General features: G+C 60.9%; 15 protein-coding genes. 6 read left to right on the plus strand and 9 right to left on the minus strand.

Annotation, left to right across the window (positions count from 1 at the left end):
* Positions 1 to 10: 10 nt before the first annotated feature.
* The 7 genes from CO660_RS24190 to CO660_RS24225 all read right to left on the minus strand — a co-directional run bounded on the left by CO660_RS24190 (position 11) and on the right by CO660_RS24225 (position 7,371).
* Positions 11 to 910 (minus strand): Ku protein, encoded by a 900-nt coding sequence (locus CO660_RS24190; RefSeq protein ID WP_097600848.1) that lies wholly within the window; start codon positions 908 to 910, stop codon positions 11 to 13.
* A 228-nt stretch (positions 911 to 1,138) separates the two neighbouring features.
* A complete protein-coding gene (gene ugpC / locus CO660_RS24195; protein ID WP_097600849.1) occupies positions 1,139 to 2,197 on the minus strand; it encodes a sn-glycerol-3-phosphate ABC transporter ATP-binding protein UgpC in 1,059 nt (352 codons plus the stop codon).
* Between the two features lie 5 nt (positions 2,198 to 2,202).
* A complete protein-coding gene (locus CO660_RS24200; RefSeq protein ID WP_085781049.1) occupies positions 2,203 to 3,033 on the minus strand; it encodes a carbohydrate ABC transporter permease in 831 nt (276 codons plus the stop codon).
* 4 nt (positions 3,034 to 3,037) lie between these two features.
* Entirely contained in the window at positions 3,038 to 3,973 is a 936-nt protein-coding gene (locus tag CO660_RS24205; protein WP_085781048.1) for a sugar ABC transporter permease, read from the minus strand.
* A 211-nt stretch (positions 3,974 to 4,184) separates the two neighbouring features.
* On the minus strand, positions 4,185 to 5,444 hold the full coding sequence (locus CO660_RS24215) for a sugar ABC transporter substrate-binding protein (RefSeq protein ID WP_097600851.1): 1,260 nt from the start codon (positions 5,442 to 5,444) through the stop codon (positions 4,185 to 4,187).
* Positions 5,445 to 5,479: 35 nt separating this feature from the next.
* Positions 5,480 to 6,652: a PLP-dependent transferase gene (locus CO660_RS24220; RefSeq protein WP_097600852.1), complete on the minus strand. Its 1,173-nt coding sequence runs from the start codon at positions 6,650 to 6,652 to the stop codon at positions 5,480 to 5,482.
* Entirely contained in the window at positions 6,649 to 7,371 is a 723-nt protein-coding gene (locus CO660_RS24225; protein ID WP_097600853.1) for a FadR/GntR family transcriptional regulator, read from the minus strand. The genes CO660_RS24220 and CO660_RS24225 overlap by 4 nt, the downstream gene beginning before the upstream one ends.
* Positions 7,372 to 7,627: 256 nt before the next feature.
* On the opposite strand from CO660_RS24225, the gene CO660_RS24230 reads away from it, so the two are divergent.
* Both CO660_RS24230 and CO660_RS24235 read left to right on the plus strand, forming a co-directional pair.
* Positions 7,628 to 8,695: an acyltransferase gene (locus CO660_RS24230; RefSeq protein ID WP_097600854.1), complete on the plus strand. Its 1,068-nt coding sequence runs from the start codon at positions 7,628 to 7,630 to the stop codon at positions 8,693 to 8,695.
* Between the two features lie 56 nt (positions 8,696 to 8,751).
* Positions 8,752 to 9,327 (plus strand): hypothetical protein, encoded by a 576-nt coding sequence (locus CO660_RS24235; protein ID WP_097600855.1) that lies wholly within the window; start codon positions 8,752 to 8,754, stop codon positions 9,325 to 9,327.
* 22 nt (positions 9,328 to 9,349) lie between these two features.
* Here CO660_RS24235 and CO660_RS24240 read toward each other — a convergent pair whose 3' ends face one another.
* Both CO660_RS24240 and CO660_RS24245 read right to left on the minus strand, forming a co-directional pair.
* Complete coding sequence (locus CO660_RS24240; protein WP_097600856.1) at positions 9,350 to 10,165, minus strand: endonuclease/exonuclease/phosphatase family protein; 816 nt, start codon at positions 10,163 to 10,165, stop codon at positions 9,350 to 9,352.
* A gap of 95 nt (positions 10,166 to 10,260) precedes the next feature.
* Positions 10,261 to 11,724 (minus strand): phosphatidylserine/phosphatidylglycerophosphate/cardiolipin synthase family protein, encoded by a 1,464-nt coding sequence (locus CO660_RS24245; RefSeq protein ID WP_097600898.1) that lies wholly within the window; start codon positions 11,722 to 11,724, stop codon positions 10,261 to 10,263.
* A gap of 163 nt (positions 11,725 to 11,887) precedes the next feature.
* Between CO660_RS24245 and CO660_RS24250 the strand changes: the two genes are divergently transcribed.
* From CO660_RS24250 to CO660_RS24265, 4 genes are all read left to right on the plus strand, one after another.
* A complete protein-coding gene (locus CO660_RS24250; RefSeq protein WP_097600897.1) occupies positions 11,888 to 12,529 on the plus strand; it encodes a UdgX family uracil-DNA binding protein in 642 nt (213 codons plus the stop codon).
* Between the two features lie 142 nt (positions 12,530 to 12,671).
* On the plus strand, positions 12,672 to 12,938 hold the full coding sequence (locus CO660_RS24255) for a DUF2934 domain-containing protein (RefSeq protein WP_097600857.1): 267 nt from the start codon (positions 12,672 to 12,674) through the stop codon (positions 12,936 to 12,938).
* Positions 12,939 to 13,259: 321 nt separating this feature from the next.
* Positions 13,260 to 13,439, plus strand: coding sequence for a hypothetical protein (locus tag CO660_RS24260; protein ID WP_097600858.1), 180 nt, complete (start codon positions 13,260 to 13,262; stop codon positions 13,437 to 13,439).
* 104 nt (positions 13,440 to 13,543) lie between these two features.
* Positions 13,544 to 14,749 carry an MFS transporter gene (locus CO660_RS24265; protein ID WP_097600859.1) on the plus strand — a complete coding sequence of 402 codons (1,206 nt, stop codon included), beginning with the start codon at positions 13,544 to 13,546 and terminating at the stop codon, positions 14,747 to 14,749.
* Positions 14,750 to 14,858: the final 109 nt, after the last annotated feature.

The following is a 14,858-nucleotide window of genomic DNA, read 5'->3' on the forward strand; positions in this document are numbered from 1 at the left end:
AAACCTCCGATCACCCGGCGCGGCGCTGGTGAGCGCCGGCCGCGCCGCGTGATTTCGTCGTCGACGCGCGCGCGGCCTTCTGTCTGCTCTTTCCGGCATTGGCATTTGCAGCGGTGCGCTTCGTCTTGGCCGGCGTCGCCATGCCGGCGCTTTCGCGTAGAGCCTGTAGCAGGTCGCTCGGTTTGGGAGCCGGCGGCGCCTTTTTCTTCGGAAGGGTGCGGCCTTCGATCTTGGCCTTCACCAGTTCGGCGACGGCCGCTTCATAACGGTCGTCGAACTGCTTCGGGTCGAACTCGCCCTTCTTGGTGTTGATGATGTGCTTGGCAAGATCCAGCATCTCGCCTTGGATCTTGAGATCCGGCATCTCCTCGAATGCCTTCTCGGAGGAGCGAACCTCATAATCGAAGTTCAAGGTTGAGCCGACCAGCCCTTTTCCATGGGGACGGATGAGGAGCGTTCGCAGGCGCCGGAACAGCACCGTTCGGGCAATGGCCGCGACCTTGGCTTTCTTCATACCATCCCTCAGGAGTTTGAAAGCGTCGCTGCCCATCTTGTCGGGAGCCAGATAATAAGGTTTGTCGAAATAGACGTCATCGACCTCGTCAAAAGGAATAAAGGCCTCCACCTTCAGCGTCTTGTCGCTTTCGGGAATGGCGGCCGCGACTTCCTCGGGCTCGAGCACGACATAGCGGCCGTCCTCAATCTCAAAACCCTTGACCTGGTCCTCCCGCTCGACCGGATCGCCGGTCTCGCCGTCCACGAATTCTCGGCGCACCCGGTTGCCGGTCTTCCTGTTCAGCGTATGAAACGCGATCCGCTCGGATGTGGAGGCGGCGGTATAGAGCGCCACCGGGAAAGCCACCTCTCCGAACTTGATAAAACCCTTCCAATTCGCCCTCGGGGCAACCATCTCGCTCGCGCTCCTGACGCAACCTGTGCGAGTCAACCGAATCAGTTTACGATTGGTTCCGAGTCAAAACGAATCAAATTTCAATAGCTTAATCAGAATTACCCACGCTTTTTCCAGGTCTCTTTCATCTCCTTGAATCTGATAGGTGTTTTTCTTGACTAAGTGCTTTTAAGGTGAAAACAACCAGGAGATAAAGCCGCTGACGACCGATTTCCCTGGTGTGACTGCTCATTCGATGCGTTGTCCCTCGCCGTCGAACACATGCAGATATTGGGGCGGGAAGGCGACATTGACCTTCGGCCCCGCCTTCAGCGCTTCGCGGTCCAGAGTGAAGATCTTGAACGGCAGGCCATGCAGGGCGAGGTGCAGGATAATGCCGAAGCCGGTGGGTTCGACGAGTTCCACGTCGGTGGCAAGCCCGCTCCCGTCGTTCGTGATCAGCACATGCTCCGGCCGAATGCCGAGCGTCACCTTCGTGCCGTCTGCAAGCGGCAGCGGCTTTGCCAGCGGCACGATCGTTCCATCCTTCAGCTTGACGCCGCCCGCGGTGTAGCTGGCCTCGAGGAAATTCATTCCGGGCGAGCCGATGAAACCGGCGACGAAGAGATTGGCGGGGCGATCATAGAGTTCCAGCGGGCTGCCGACCTGCTGCACCACGCCGCCATGCATGGCGACGATCCGGTCCGCCAGCGTCATCGCCTCGATCTGGTCGTGTGTGACGTAGATCGAGGTCGCCCTCAGCTCGCCGTGCAGTTTCTTGATTTCGGCGCGCATCTGTTCGCGCAGGCGCGCATCGAGGTTGGAGAGCGGTTCGTCGAACAGGAACGCTTTCGGCTGGCGGACGATGGCGCGGCCCATGGCGACACGCTGGCGCTGGCCGCCGGAGAGCGCTTTCGGCCGTCGTTCAAGCAACGGGTCGAGGCCGAGCTTGGCGGCGGCCGCGGAGACCGCGCTCGCGATCTTCTCCTTCGCCGTTTTCCGCAGCCTCAGACTGTAGCTCATATTGCCGGCGACATTCATATGCGGATATAGCGCATAGGACTGGAACACCATGGCGATGTCGCGGTCCTTGGGATGCAGTTCGTTCACCCGGGCGCCTGCAATACGGATCTCACCTGATGTGACTTCCTCCAGCCCGGCAATCATCCGCAACAGCGTTGACTTGCCGCAGCCGGAGGGACCGACGAGCACGACGAATTCGCCATCTCTGATGTCGAGGTCGACGCCGTGCAGCACCTGCACGTGGCCATAGGCTTTGCGGATATTCTGGATATCGATCGATGCCATTCTGTTTAACCCTTGACCGCGCCGGCCGTCAGGCCCTGGACGAGATAACGCTGGATGAGCAGGAAGAAGAGGCCGGCAGGAATGAGCGCCATGACGCCCGCCGCCATCATCTGCCCGAAATCCACCGAGAATTTCGAAACGAAGGTGAGAAGCCCGACAGGGAAGGTCGCCGCGTCGTTGCCGTTGATCAGCATCAGCGCGAAGAGCAGTTCGCTCCAGGCGGCGGTAAAGACGAAGCCGAGCGTCGCGGCGATGCCGGGCAGCGTCAGCGGCAGGATGATCTGGCGAAACGCGGTGAACTGCGTCGCCCCGTCGATCATCGCCGCCTCTTCGAGATCCTTGGGAATGCCGTCGAAGAAGGACTGCATCAGGAAGGTGGCGAAAGGCACGTTGAAAGCGGTGTAGACGATGACGAGGCCGGTCAGGCTGTTGGTCAGATGCAGAGGCGACAGGATCTTGAAGATCGGCGCGACCAGCATGACGAGCGGGAACATCTGGGTCAGCAGCATCAGCGCGACGATCCAGTATTTCGCCCGAAAATTGAAGCGCGACAGCGCATAGCCGGAAAGCGAGGCGCAGATCGTCACCGTCACGGCCGTCGAGGCCGAGACGATCAGGCTGTTCTTGAAGAAGGTCGGAAAGGCGCTGTGCTGCAGCACGAAAGCATAGTGATCCCAGCTGGTGCGCGACGGCCACATCCGCACGCCCTCGGTATAGAGCAGATCGTTCGGCGTCACCGAGACCTTGAGCAACCAGAACAGCGGGAAGAGCGCGAAAGCGATATAGCAGAGGATCGCCAGACGGTGCGCGATCGTTGGGATGAGCGATCGTTTCATGGCCTCAATCCTTGTTCAGCAACGTCTGCCGCAGCAGGATGATCAGCATCGAATAGGCAAGCAGCAGTGCCAGCAACACCAGCGCGATCGCCGAGGCGTAACCGAAATCGAGCCGCTTGAAGGCCGTGGTGAAGATGTAGCTCGCGACGATCTGCGTCCGGTCGGCCGGCCCGCCATTGGTCATGACGACGATGAGATCGGCGAAGTTGGAGATCCACACGGTGCGCAAGAGCACGGTGATGGCGATCGTCGGCGCGAGAAACGGCAGGGTGATCGAGCGGAAACGCTGGAACCAGCCGGCACCATCGATAGAGGCCGCCTCGTAGAGATCGCGCGGGATGGCCTGCAGCGCCGCAAGCAGGGTGATGGCAAAAAACGGAATGCCCCACCAGACATTGGCGACGATCGGCCCCCACATCGCATGATCGGGATCGGATAGAATGTTGCCCGGCTCATGCATCAGCCCGAGCGCGAAGAGCCAGTGCGGGATCGGCCCGATGACCGGATTGAACAGCCAGGCCCAGTTGAGACCTGCGAGAAAGGACGGCACCGCCCAGGGCAGGAAGACCAGCGCCTGCGCGATTGCGCGGCCCGGGAACGGCTTGTCGAGCAGCAACGCCAGAATGAGGCCGAAGATGAATTGCAAGACGACGGATGCGCCAGTCCACCACAGCGTGTTCCTCAGCGCACCGTAAAAAGCCGCGTCGCTCGACAACTCGCGAAAATGCTCGAGCCCGATGAAGCCGCCGGAAAAGGGGTTGAGCAGCTGAATATCGCGGAAGGCATAGGACAGCCCGAGCGTCAGCGGCACCAGCATCACCGCAATGATCAGGATCAGCGACGGCGCGCTGTAGAGATAGGGCTCCGAAGCATCGGCAAGACGGCGCAGCCACGGCCTGCGGTCGCGACGCATGTCGAGCATATCGGCGGAAATGGTCATCGGATTGCGGTTTCCATTGTCTTGATCAGCGGAGTCTCGCCCGGGTGATACATCTGAAGCAGGAGGTCGAGGCCCCCTCATCCGCCTGCCGGCACCTTCTCCCCGCTGGGGAGAAGGGAATATGCCGCGACGTCTCCGTTCCCTTCTCCCCAGCGGGGAGAAGGTGGCCCGAAGGGTCGGATGAGGGGGCTCCGCACTCAGAGCCCACCAATTACTTTTTGGCCAGGAACTTCTGCTGCGCCTTGGTCAGATAATCCGCCCACTGGTCGGCCAGGTCCTTCGCCGAGATATCGCCGAGCAAGGCCTGTTGCGAGGTCTTGATCGCGAGCGAATCCTTGAAGAAGGCGAACTCCTCCAGATAGGTCGGCATCACGGTCGGCACCGTGTTCGGATCCGCCAGTTCCTCGAACCAGCCCTTGAACTGGTCACCGGCATAGAAGGGATCCTTCTCGGCCACCGTATAGGCCGGCAGGGCGCCGATGCGCTTGTTCCACTCGATATTGCCTTCCGGCCCTTCGAGGGTGGCGATCAGCTTCCAGGAGAGATCCTTGTTGGCGCTCGTCGAAAACATCGACCAGCCGCCATAACCGATGGTCGGGAAGGACTTGCCGTCGGGCCCCTTCGGCAGCGGCGCAACGCCGAAATCGTCCTTCTTCATGCGTTCGGCAATGGCGATCAGCGCATCCGGATCCTGGTCGAGGAAGGCGCAGGTGCCGGAATAGAAGCCGGCGACGACTTCGTTGAAGCCCCAGTTGACGCTGTCCTTCGGCGCATAGCCCTTCTTGTAGAGATCGACCATCCACTCGATGCCCTTTGCCCAGCCGGGGCTGTTCATGGTCGAGGTGCCGTCTTCCTTGAAGTACTTGTTGTCGCCGGCCATCGTGGCGGCAAATATCATCCAGCCATTGAGGCCGCCCGGGCCGCCGCGCATGCAGTAGCCATATTTGCCCGGCAGCTTGGAGACCTTTTCGGACGCGGCAGTAAACTCCTCGAGCGTCTTCGGCGGCGCGGCGACACCAGCCTCCGAAAGCAGCTTCTTGTTGTAGAACATTGCCCTGAGATAGAAGCCATAGGGCAGCATGTAGGCGGTGTTCTTGACGTCGCGGCCGAGCTCGAGCGCGCGCGGCGTCAGCTCCTTGGTGTGCTCCCATTTTTCGAGATAGGGCTCGAGGCTTTCGAGCATGCCGTTATTGGCATAGAGCGACAGCCAGGTATCGGGCATCTCCATCACATCGGGCACGTCACCGGCCGAGACCATGGTCGCGAATTTCTGGAAGGCTTCGTTCCAGGGCAGCGAGATGATATCGACCTTGGTGCCGGGATTGGCGGCCTCGAACTTGCCGACGATTGATTTCAGCGTTTCGGTGCGCTCCGGGCTGGTGATGACTTCGACAAGCTTGAGCGTCGTATCGGCAAAGGCCGTGCCGGCCATCATCGAAGCAAAGAACGTCGAGATTATTAGTTTTTTCATGGCTCAGTTCCCCCTTGTTAGGTTTCTCTCGGGTTTCAGGATTGTGAGGCGGCGGCGAGCGCCTCCTCGATGTCCCTCCACAGAGCCTCGGTTCCTTCGAGGCCGACATGGAGGCGTACGGATCGCGCATGGATGCCGAAGGTTTGCGCGGAGTTCGGCTGTGCCTTCTGCTGAAGCACGACCTCGCCTGGTACGATCAGGCTTTCATGCCCACCCCAGCTTACACCCAGTTTGAACAGCTTGAGATGGTCGGCGAAGGCGCGGATATCGACGCCGTCGCGGAAGATGAACGAGAACAGGCCCGAGGTGCCGTTGAGCCCCGCGGGCAGGCTGTTGGCGAGGGCCGGATGACAGACCGTCTCCACCACCTCGAGCCGCTGCAGGCGCTTGGCGATGTCAAGTGCGGAGGCCTCATGCGCCTTCATGCGCAGCGGCAGCGTGCGCAGGCCGCGGATCAGCAGCCAGGCGTCGAAGGGTGAAAGCTTGCCGCCGAGGTAGGGATAGGCCTCGGCCTTGACGCGCGCGATCATCTCCTTCGAACCGGCGATGACGCCCGCCACCACATCGCTGTGGCCGCCGAGATATTTCGAAGCGGAATGGATGACGAGGTCGACGCCGAGCGTCAGCGGCCGCTGGAAGAACGGGCTCGCCCAGCTGTTGTCGATCATCGAGACGGCGCCGTGATGCCTGGCGAGTGCTGCCAGCGCGCCGACATCATGCGCCTCCATCACCCAGCTCGTCGGACTTTCCAGGTAGAGCAGCTTGGCGCCGGGCAGCGCTCGGGCGACCGCTTCCTCGTCGCGCCCGTCGACATAGGTCACCTCGATCTTCATCCGCTTGAGGATGGTGCCGAACAGGCGGAAGGCATCGGGATAGACATGGCGGACCGCGACGATGCGGTCGCCCGGCTCGACGAAGCTCAGCACCGCCGAGGAGATCGCCGCCATGCCGCTCGCAAAACCCAGCGCATCCTCTGCGCCTTCGAGCTTGGCCAGCATCTCCTCGAAAGCGCGCACCGTCGGGTTCAGGCCGCGCGTATAGATCGGCCGCACCTTCTCGCCGCGATAGGCGGCAATCATCTCGTCATAATCGGAAAAGGTGAAAAGCGAGGTTTGGAAAATCGGCGGCACGACGGCCTCGGCGAAGTTGGCTTCGTCGTGCGCCGTGATGAGGGAGGCAAAATCGAACGGTTCGGCGCCGTTGCTCATTTGGACATTTCCTTGATGTCTTCTTCGACGATATCGAGAATTTTCAGTGTTTCCGCCCGCGCCGCCTCGGCATCCCGCGCAGCGATCGCGTTGAAAAGCGTGCGGTGAAAGGGAAAGGACCGGCGGGCGAAATCCTGCCGGTCGAACGGGTGCTCCCAGAAGCGCTCGAAGGTCTCGCGCATCTGCTCGAGCAGCTGGCGAAACAGCGGATTGTGGGTGGCGTCATAGACGGCGAGATGGAAGGCGAGATCCTCAGGCCCGGATGTGCCTTTTTCCAGATGCACCCGCTCCATCTCGTTGAGCTTCTCCTCGATGACGACGAGATCCTTCTCGGTGCGCCGCCGGGCCGCCACCATGCCCGCCTCGCATTCGATGCCGCGGCGAACCTCCAGCGTCTGCAGCAGTGCGTCGCGCAGATGGACGGCGTCGAACGACAGCGGCATATGGATTGTCGCCCGGGACACCGGCTTCAAAAGATAGGTGCCGCTGCCCTTGCGCGTCTCGATGACGCCGAGCGCCTGGAAATGCCGGATGGCCTCGCGAATGGTCGAACGGCCGACGGCAAGGGCCGCCATCAGCTCCCGCTCGGCCGGCAGCCGATCACCCGCCTGCAACCGCGCTTCCTCCACATAATCCGCCAGCGCATCGGTCACCTGACGCGCCCGGTCCATGACGGGAAGCGGCCGGATCACCGGCCTGTCGCTACGATTTGCCTTCATGGTTCCCCATTTTCTTGCTCAGGCAGTCGACGCCGAAATTGGTCTGACATCTTAGCATTCCGCAAAGATGGGAAGACGTCAAGTCATGTTGTGGGAGTAATCCCGCCCTCCACAACGCCCTTTTGCACTAGCGGAACGGTTCTCGTCACCTCGAGTAAAGAGCCGGCATCGCCTTGCAAGCCGAGCTTCTTCCTCTTGCGCCTGGCCGGGGTCTGTCGGAATATGACCCCGTCGGGGTCGAAGGAATGGTTGGGAAATGGCGGAGGAGCGAATAAGGGGCCTTGATGGCATCCGGGCTCTCGCCATCCTTGGTGTGTTCTATACGCATTTCGTCGATGGAGACTCCTTGCTCGGCGATCTGGCGGTGCGAGCGTTCTTCATTTTGAGTTCCTTCCTGATCACCGGCAACCTGGTCGCGTTGCGCGACTCCGAGGGGCTCGGTTTTGCGGCGCTGCGATTTTTCTACGCGCGAAGAGCGCTCAGGCTCCTGCCGATCTACTACGCCATGGTCCTGGCCCTCGCCGCGATCGGCCTCGTCACGTTCCGGGATGGGCTTTTTTATCATCTCGCCTTTCTGTCGAACGTCTGGTTCGCGATGGGCAAGAATTGGAACCCATGGGTGCTTGCACATACCTGGACCCTGTCCGTCGAATGGCAGTTCTATCTCCTTTGGCCGCTGGTTGTCCTGAACTGCACAAACAGATCGGTGACGCTGGCCGCCGCAGGCGCCATCGCCATTGCGCTGGCATTCTGGCTCGGCTGTTATGTCACGGGCTATTACCCCGACAACGTGGTCTTGTGGCCGCCCTTCTCGCTGGATGCACTGGGCGTGGGAGCCTTGATTTTCTTTTTTTCGGGCATGCTGGTACGCCCGAGCCAAACGCGGCTAATTGCAGCAATCCTGCCGGCAGCATTGTGGGGTGGCCTGCAACTCGTCGAGACAGATGGCCGCCCACAATCCCCGGTGGTCGTCGATTTTCTTCTACAAATTCTTCCGCTTCTGCCGTTGGCAATTGTGATTGCCATAACGGCATCAGGGAACAGCCCGATTCTCAATCGCATCCTTGGAGCCCGGCCCTTGGCCTATCTCGGGCGCATCAGCTACGGATGTTATCTCTACCACTTCCCGATGCTTTGGCTGATAACGGAGATGATGTGGCGGGTGTTCGATTATCCGCTGAAGCGGGGGATCATCCAGCTGGTCGTCGTCGCGATCCCCACAATCGCTTTTTCCGCCCTGAGCTGGGAACTCATCGAACGGCCTATCCAAAAATGGCGGACCGGGAGCCGCCAAAAGGTGGCGCAGACCAAGTTCACCGCATGAGCGGAGAAAGCCTTCTTGGAGGAGCATGACGTAAGATGCCCGAGGGGTTATGAAGCATGCGCGACTACCTGAAAAGCAAGGACTTGCACCGACATATGCGCTCGCTGTTGGCTTCGACGTTTCAGGAGCTCGGCTGGGAATCGCAACCTGGCGGCAAGTGCAGCTTTGCCCGGGGCGGAAGGCATTGTTGGCTCCAGGTATCCCAATCTTCGAACATCCTTATCGGCGCCAAGTTCACGATCAATATGACCGAGCGCTCCGGCTCCGCCGGCGACACAAGAATCCTTCATCGCCTCGACGAGGCGGATCGGACAGTTGGCAAAACCCTGGAAGAAACCATCATCGCCCGCCTTCCGAGGCCCGATCCCGATCCGGAGGTCGAAGTCGTCGGCGACAATGGCCAACTTGTGTTGGTCAAGCTTGGTGACCTGGCTCGAGCAAATTCGCGACAATGGGAGGCTCCCTCCGACATCTGGCTGCCTTATTTCAGCAAAAACGATCTTGACGATTGGGCTGCGTTTCTCTTGCCTCGCCTTGAGCGATTGACCGCGCCGTCTTCATCGGAAAAGATCGATCCGCAGTTTTGGGTTCAGCGATTTCGCCGCCTCACGGGTTTGTTTCGCTCAAAGTGAAAGGCATCCGATCGACCGGGTTCTAACCGGCCACCGGCTTCAGATCGACAAGCGCCTTGATCGGCAGGTGGTCCGAAGCGATGCGGGCGAGCGGCGTATCGTGCGCCTCTACCTCCGAAATGATCCCCTTGCGGTTGGCGATGATGCGGTCGAGCGCCAGCAGCGGCAGGCCGGCGGGAAAACTCGGCACGGCGGGCGGCAGCTCGCCGAAGGCGGATTGGAATGTGTTCAGCGACGAGCGGTCGCCGAGCCGCCATTCGTTGAGGTCGCCGAGCAGGATGGTCGGCATCTCATGCCTGTCGTTGATCAGTTCGACGAGGGTACGGGCCTGCTGGGCTCTGCTGTGGCGCAACAGGCCGAAATGCGCGGCGATGATCCGCAGCGCGCCGCCCTCTTCCAGCTCAATTTCGACGACGAGGGCGCCGCGCGGCTCCAGCCCCGGCAGTTTCACCTGGTGCACGTCATGCACCAGCCCCTTCTTGAACAGCACGACATTGCCGTGCCAGCCATGCGCCTTCGCCATGCCGGCGACCGGCACAGGGATCAGCCCCGTCTCCCGCTCCAGCCGGCCGAGATCGAGTATGCCCGTGCGCTCGCCGAAACGTGTGTCGGCCTCCTGCAGCGCAATCACGTCGGCGCCGATTTCATGGATCACCCGGCTGGTCCGCTCCGGATCGAAGCGGCGGTCGGTACCGACACACTTGTGGACATTGTAGGAAGCGATCAACGTTCCGGCGCTACGCGGCCTTGCCTCCATATGCGCTGCGTCAAGCCGCTTTTTCCTGCTCCTGATCGAGGCGAGAATGCTGGCGGGAAGACTGTCTTTCCTGGCGTGCATTGGGAAGCGCACTTGTTCCGTTGATCAACGAGGCTACTCACTCGGCAGTATAGGCGGCCGCGCGGAACTTGCCATGTCGGAATGCAAAAAATCCGTCAGAGGTAGGGCGAACCAAGCCACAGCACCTTCTCGATCAGCCGCACCGGGAAGGGCCGCGCGCGTAAGCCGTCCAGCGTCACCAGCGTTGCCGATTTCAGGGTTTCTTCGATATGCTCGTCGATCTCGGCGGCAAAGCCCTCATTCAGCACTTCGAGGTCGACCTCGAAATTCAGCCTGAGCGAACGTGGATCGAGGTTGGAGGAGCCGACATAGGCCCAGGTGCCGTCGATCGTCAAAAGCTTCGAATGGCTGAAGCTGCCGGTCGAGCGCCAGATGCGGCAATAATTTTTGAGAATCTGATCGAATTGCGCCGTCATCGCCCGATCGACCAGCATGAGATTGTTGAGAGCCGGTACGACGATATCGACTTCAACGCCGCGCCGCGCCGCCGTCACCAGGGCGCTGATGAGTTCGCGGTCCGGCAGGAAATAGGGCGACATGATGCGGATCGATTGACGCGCAACAGAAAAGGCGCCCATCAGCATCTTATGGTTGGTTTCCAGGCTGCGGTCCGGTCCCGAAGCGACGACGCGCATCAGGATGGGGTCGCCGGGGCTGCGCTGCGGCGGTTCGATACGCCAGGCCTCGTCGTTCAACAGTTCGTCGGTGGTGAACCGCCAGTCTTCGGCGGCAAGATCGAAGAGATCGGCGACAACGGGGCCGGTGACGCTGAAATGCGTATCACGGGCAAAAGTCTCCCCCGTCGCCTCCTCGCTGAATCCCGCCCTGATATTCATCCCGCCTGTCAGCGCAATGCGTCCATCGACGATCAGGATCTTGCGGTGGGTGCGCAGATTGGCATAGGGCAGGCGCAAACCCATGATGACATTGCCGTTGAAGACGGCGACGGTGACGCCGCCCTCCTTGAGATGGCCAAGAATGCTCGGCACCGAATAACGCGCGCCGACGGCGTCGATCAGCACCCGGACCGTCACACCCCGTTTCACCGCGGCAATCAGCGCATCGGCGATGCGCAGGCCGATGACATCACGGTCGAAGATGTAGGTTTCGAGCAGGATGCTGCGCTCCGCTTCATCGATGGCGGATTTCATCGCGGCATAGGCCTCGTCGCCAGTCTCCAGCATATCGATTGTATTGCCTGAGGTCAGCGGGTTGCGTGTGACGCGGTCGCCAAGCGTCTGCAGCGCAGCAAAGCGGCGGCCGAACTGACTGATCACGGTCTCGGCGTCGGCGTCGAACGTCTCCAGCTCGTCGGTCCCGGGAGCGAGCAGCAGAGCGTCCCGACGAATGCTCAGCGATTTGCGGCGGATGCGATTGATGCCGGCAATCGCATAAAGCAGCGCACCGACAACAGGCGAGAGGATGATGACGCCGACCCAGCCGATTGCCGCGCGCACCTCCTCCTTGGTCATGGCGGCATGGATCGCCGCCGCGGCTCCCATGGCGATCGAAACGACAAAGAGGATATGCGGCCAGTAAGTCGACAGGAGATAGAACATCGCTGGCCAATATAGCCGCGAAACGGCGGCGTTCAATTATGCCGCCGCTCCCCCATGGCGCGAATTTCTCCTCGGGATTATTTTGCCGGGAGTGGCGGCCATTCGATCGCCGGAACAATCCTGGTTGAGATCGATTCCTCCTCAGAAGATGAGGATCGCCATCATGAACATCGCCGCAAGCGTCGGTCCTGCCTTGGCGCTCGAAGTCGCGGATGCCGAAAGCATTGCCGAACTCCGGCGTCAGGCCGAGGACTGCACCCGCTGTGACCTCTATCGCAATGCGACGCAGATCGTCTTCGGTGAAGGTCCGGGAAAGGCAGAGATCGTCCTTGTCGGCGAGCAGCCGGGTGACCGGGAAGATATCACCGGCAGGCCCTTTGTCGGCCCGGCAGGCCATCTGCTCGACCTCTGTCTCGATGAGGCCGGTCTGGATCGTCAACGCTGCTACGTCACCAATTCCGTCAAGCACTTCAAGTTCACGCCGCGCGGCAAACGGCGGCTGCATGCGAAACCCAATGCCGGCGAGATAAGGCGTTGCGCCTGGTGGCTCGGCGCGGAGCTCAACATCCTGCAGCCGAAACTCGTGGTGGCGCTGGGCGCAAGCGCGCTTTACGCGCTGCTTGGGCCGAAGGCGAAATTGACGCCCGAGCGCGGTCATGTCCTGCAGCCTGCAAACCACCCGCCGGTTCTGGTGACCATCCACCCCTCCTATCTCCTGAGAATCCGTGATGAAGCCGAGCAGCAAAGGCAGCGCCAGGCATTCGTGTCAGATCTGCACAGGGCGGCGGAATTTCAACTTCGATGAATGCCGATTCTCAACCTTGATATGCTGCAATGCGAAATATTTGCGGTTGCGTTCCGATTTCGCTTGAAACCGCGCCCCTCCTCTGGAACCATCCTGACAGTATCGCGTTCGAACGACGGCAAAATGTGACTGGAGATCAGCGATGGCAGAAACTCGGGAAGAGTGGATCAAAAAACGTGCATACGCCCTCTGGGAAGAAGAGGGCTATCCGACAGGACGGGATTCCATCCATTGGGAACAGGCACGCCACGAGCGCGACGCGCTCGAAGGCTCCTCTTCCAACGGCAAAGAGGCCAAACCCCGGGCCAAGCGCGCCGCAACGACCACGAAGGCCGCCCCAGGAGCCAAGACGAACGGCGTCGTCACGCCGGCGCCCAAGCGGACCGCAAGCCGCAAGACGGCGACCTGAATATTGGAATCCCGATTACATCGTTGAAAGGGCGTCACCGTGGCGCCCTTCGGCCTTTCTTTGTCATATGTCTGAATTAGTTGTGTTTTATAGAAGCTTGCAGACGGGTTTTCCGCGCTGGGGGGTGAACAATGGCCGGATGACGCTGCAAGCTTTGAAGCTTCCAAAGAATTTGAGGCTTCGCCCGCAAGCCGGGAACAAGACCGTACAAAGACTGTTTATGGCGAAACGAGGGAGGCAGCCATGAACGATCGTATCCAAATGCTCTTCGTCACGGCTCTTGCCGCCCGCAGCCACGCTTCCAACGTAATCGTGTGAGCCATGGAAATATCGCTCCTGCTCATCGCCGCTCTGCTTTATCTCGGTCTGGCGCTCGGCTTCATCCTCGTCATCGATAACCTCGTCGGACTGGTTTTCCGCGAGTCCCATACCCCGCTGCAACTGCCGTCCTTCGACATTGGCCGCGCCTTCGCAGCGTCGCAGAAATTCCAGCGGAAATAACGGTTCCCGGCTGGCGCCCACGCACGGTTAAAAAGTAGGGTGGCCTGGCGCATCGGCCCGAAAATCGGAATTGATTTTCGGAAAGCAGGATGAGATCGAGGACAATGGGACAGGCGCGAAGCGTTCAGCCGGCGACTTGGCTTTTTGCGGCGCGCTCGTTACGCGACTTCGGCGACGGTTTCGTGGCCATCCTGTTGCCGGTCTACCTCCTTGCTCTTGGATTTTCGCCCCTGCAGGTCGGTGTCATTGCAACGGCATCCCTCTTCGGATCCGCGCTTTTGACGATCATCATCGGATTTCTCGGCGCGCATCATGATCTCCGCCGCCTGCTTTTGGCAGCCGCCGGCCTGATGGTCGCCACCGGTGTCGCCATGCCCATGATCAACGACTATACCTGGCTGCTCGCCGTCGCCTTTGCCGGCACGATCAACCCGTCGGCAGGCAGCGTGAGCATCTTCGTGCCGCTTGAAAATGCGGTCCTTGCCCGGGAGGCGACCAACGCCGATCGAACGAGAATGTTTGCGCGCTACAGCCTGGTCGGAGCGCTCGCAAGCGCCGGCGGCGCGCTTGCCGCGGCGCTGCCCGACGTCATGACGCGGTTCGGGATGACGCAACTGAGTTCGATCAGGCTGATGTTCGTTCTCTATGCACTCGTTGGCATTCTTGGCGGCCTTCTTTATGCCCGCATACCGCCTCGCCCGGTGACGCACGAAGACCACAAGCCGGCGGCACTCGGACCTTCGCGCGCCATCGTCATGAAGCTCGCAGCCCTCTTCAGTCTCGACGCCTTCGCCGGAGGTTTCGTGGTCCAGTCCTTGCTCGCGCTGTGGCTGTTCGAACGATTCGATCTTTCGCTGTCCGAGGCTGGAGTGTTTTTCTTCTGGACCGGAGTGCTGTCGGCGTTTTCGTTTCCTGTCGCCGCCCGGCTATCGAAGCGGATTGGTCTCGTGAACACCATGGTGTTCACCCACATTCCATCAAGCATAGCTCTCGGCCTTGCCGCATTCGCTCCCACCTTGCCGTTGGTGCTCGCCTTGCTGCTGGTTCGGGCCGCGCTTTCGCAGATGGATGTGCCAACCCGGTCTTCTTACGTGATGGCTGTTGTCACCGAGGCGGAGCGAGCCGCCGCCGCAAGCTTCACATCGGTGCCGCGCAGCCTCGCATCGGCTGCCAGCCCTGCGCTGGCCGGCGCTCTTTTCGCCGCGTCTTATCGGGCCTGGCCGCTTGTCATCTGCGCCGGCCTAAAGATCATATACGACCTCTTGCTGTTGCTGCAGTTCCGCCACCTCAAGCCGCCCGAGGAATCCTGAAGTGCATTGCCTGCCTCCGGCGGAAGTTCATCGGCTACCGCCTGCGGACGCAGCGCTGACGCTGCGCCGGCGGGCGCGGGCAGCGTCAGCTGCAGCGGGCGCATGCCCC

The sequence above is a fragment of the Rhizobium sp. L9 genome (genome assembly GCF_002531885.1).
Lineage (GTDB): Bacteria > Pseudomonadota > Alphaproteobacteria > Rhizobiales > Rhizobiaceae > Rhizobium.

Bases quoted from the DNA above. Each gene is read 5' to 3' on its own strand.
- CO660_RS24255 (WP_097600857.1), top strand. From the start codon at position 12,672: ATGGCAGAAACTCGGGAAGAGTGGATCAAAAAACGTGCATACGCCCTC.
- CO660_RS24200 (WP_085781049.1), bottom strand. From the start codon at position 3,033: ATGAAACGATCGCTCATCCCAACGATCGCGCACCGTCTGGCGATCCTC.
- CO660_RS24245 (WP_097600898.1), bottom strand. From the start codon at position 11,724: ATGTTCTATCTCCTGTCGACTTACTGGCCGCATATCCTCTTTGTCGTT.
- CO660_RS24235 (WP_097600855.1), top strand. From the start codon at position 8,752: ATGCGCGACTACCTGAAAAGCAAGGACTTGCACCGACATATGCGCTCG.
- CO660_RS24250 (WP_097600897.1), top strand. From the start codon at position 11,888: ATGAACATCGCCGCAAGCGTCGGTCCTGCCTTGGCGCTCGAAGTCGCG.
- ugpC (WP_097600849.1), bottom strand. From the start codon at position 2,197: ATGGCATCGATCGATATCCAGAATATCCGCAAAGCCTATGGCCACGTG.
- CO660_RS24265 (WP_097600859.1), top strand. From the start codon at position 13,544: ATGGGACAGGCGCGAAGCGTTCAGCCGGCGACTTGGCTTTTTGCGGCG.
- CO660_RS24240 (WP_097600856.1), bottom strand. From the start codon at position 10,165: ATGCACGCCAGGAAAGACAGTCTTCCCGCCAGCATTCTCGCCTCGATC.
- CO660_RS24230 (WP_097600854.1), top strand. From the start codon at position 7,628: ATGGCGGAGGAGCGAATAAGGGGCCTTGATGGCATCCGGGCTCTCGCC.
- CO660_RS24225 (WP_097600853.1), bottom strand. From the start codon at position 7,371: ATGAAGGCAAATCGTAGCGACAGGCCGGTGATCCGGCCGCTTCCCGTC.
- CO660_RS24260 (WP_097600858.1), top strand. From the start codon at position 13,260: ATGGAAATATCGCTCCTGCTCATCGCCGCTCTGCTTTATCTCGGTCTG.
- CO660_RS24220 (WP_097600852.1), bottom strand. From the start codon at position 6,652: ATGAGCAACGGCGCCGAACCGTTCGATTTTGCCTCCCTCATCACGGCG.
- CO660_RS24215 (WP_097600851.1), bottom strand. From the start codon at position 5,444: ATGAAAAAACTAATAATCTCGACGTTCTTTGCTTCGATGATGGCCGGC.
- CO660_RS24205 (WP_085781048.1), bottom strand. From the start codon at position 3,973: ATGACCATTTCCGCCGATATGCTCGACATGCGTCGCGACCGCAGGCCG.
- CO660_RS24190 (WP_097600848.1), bottom strand. From the start codon at position 910: ATGGTTGCCCCGAGGGCGAATTGGAAGGGTTTTATCAAGTTCGGAGAG.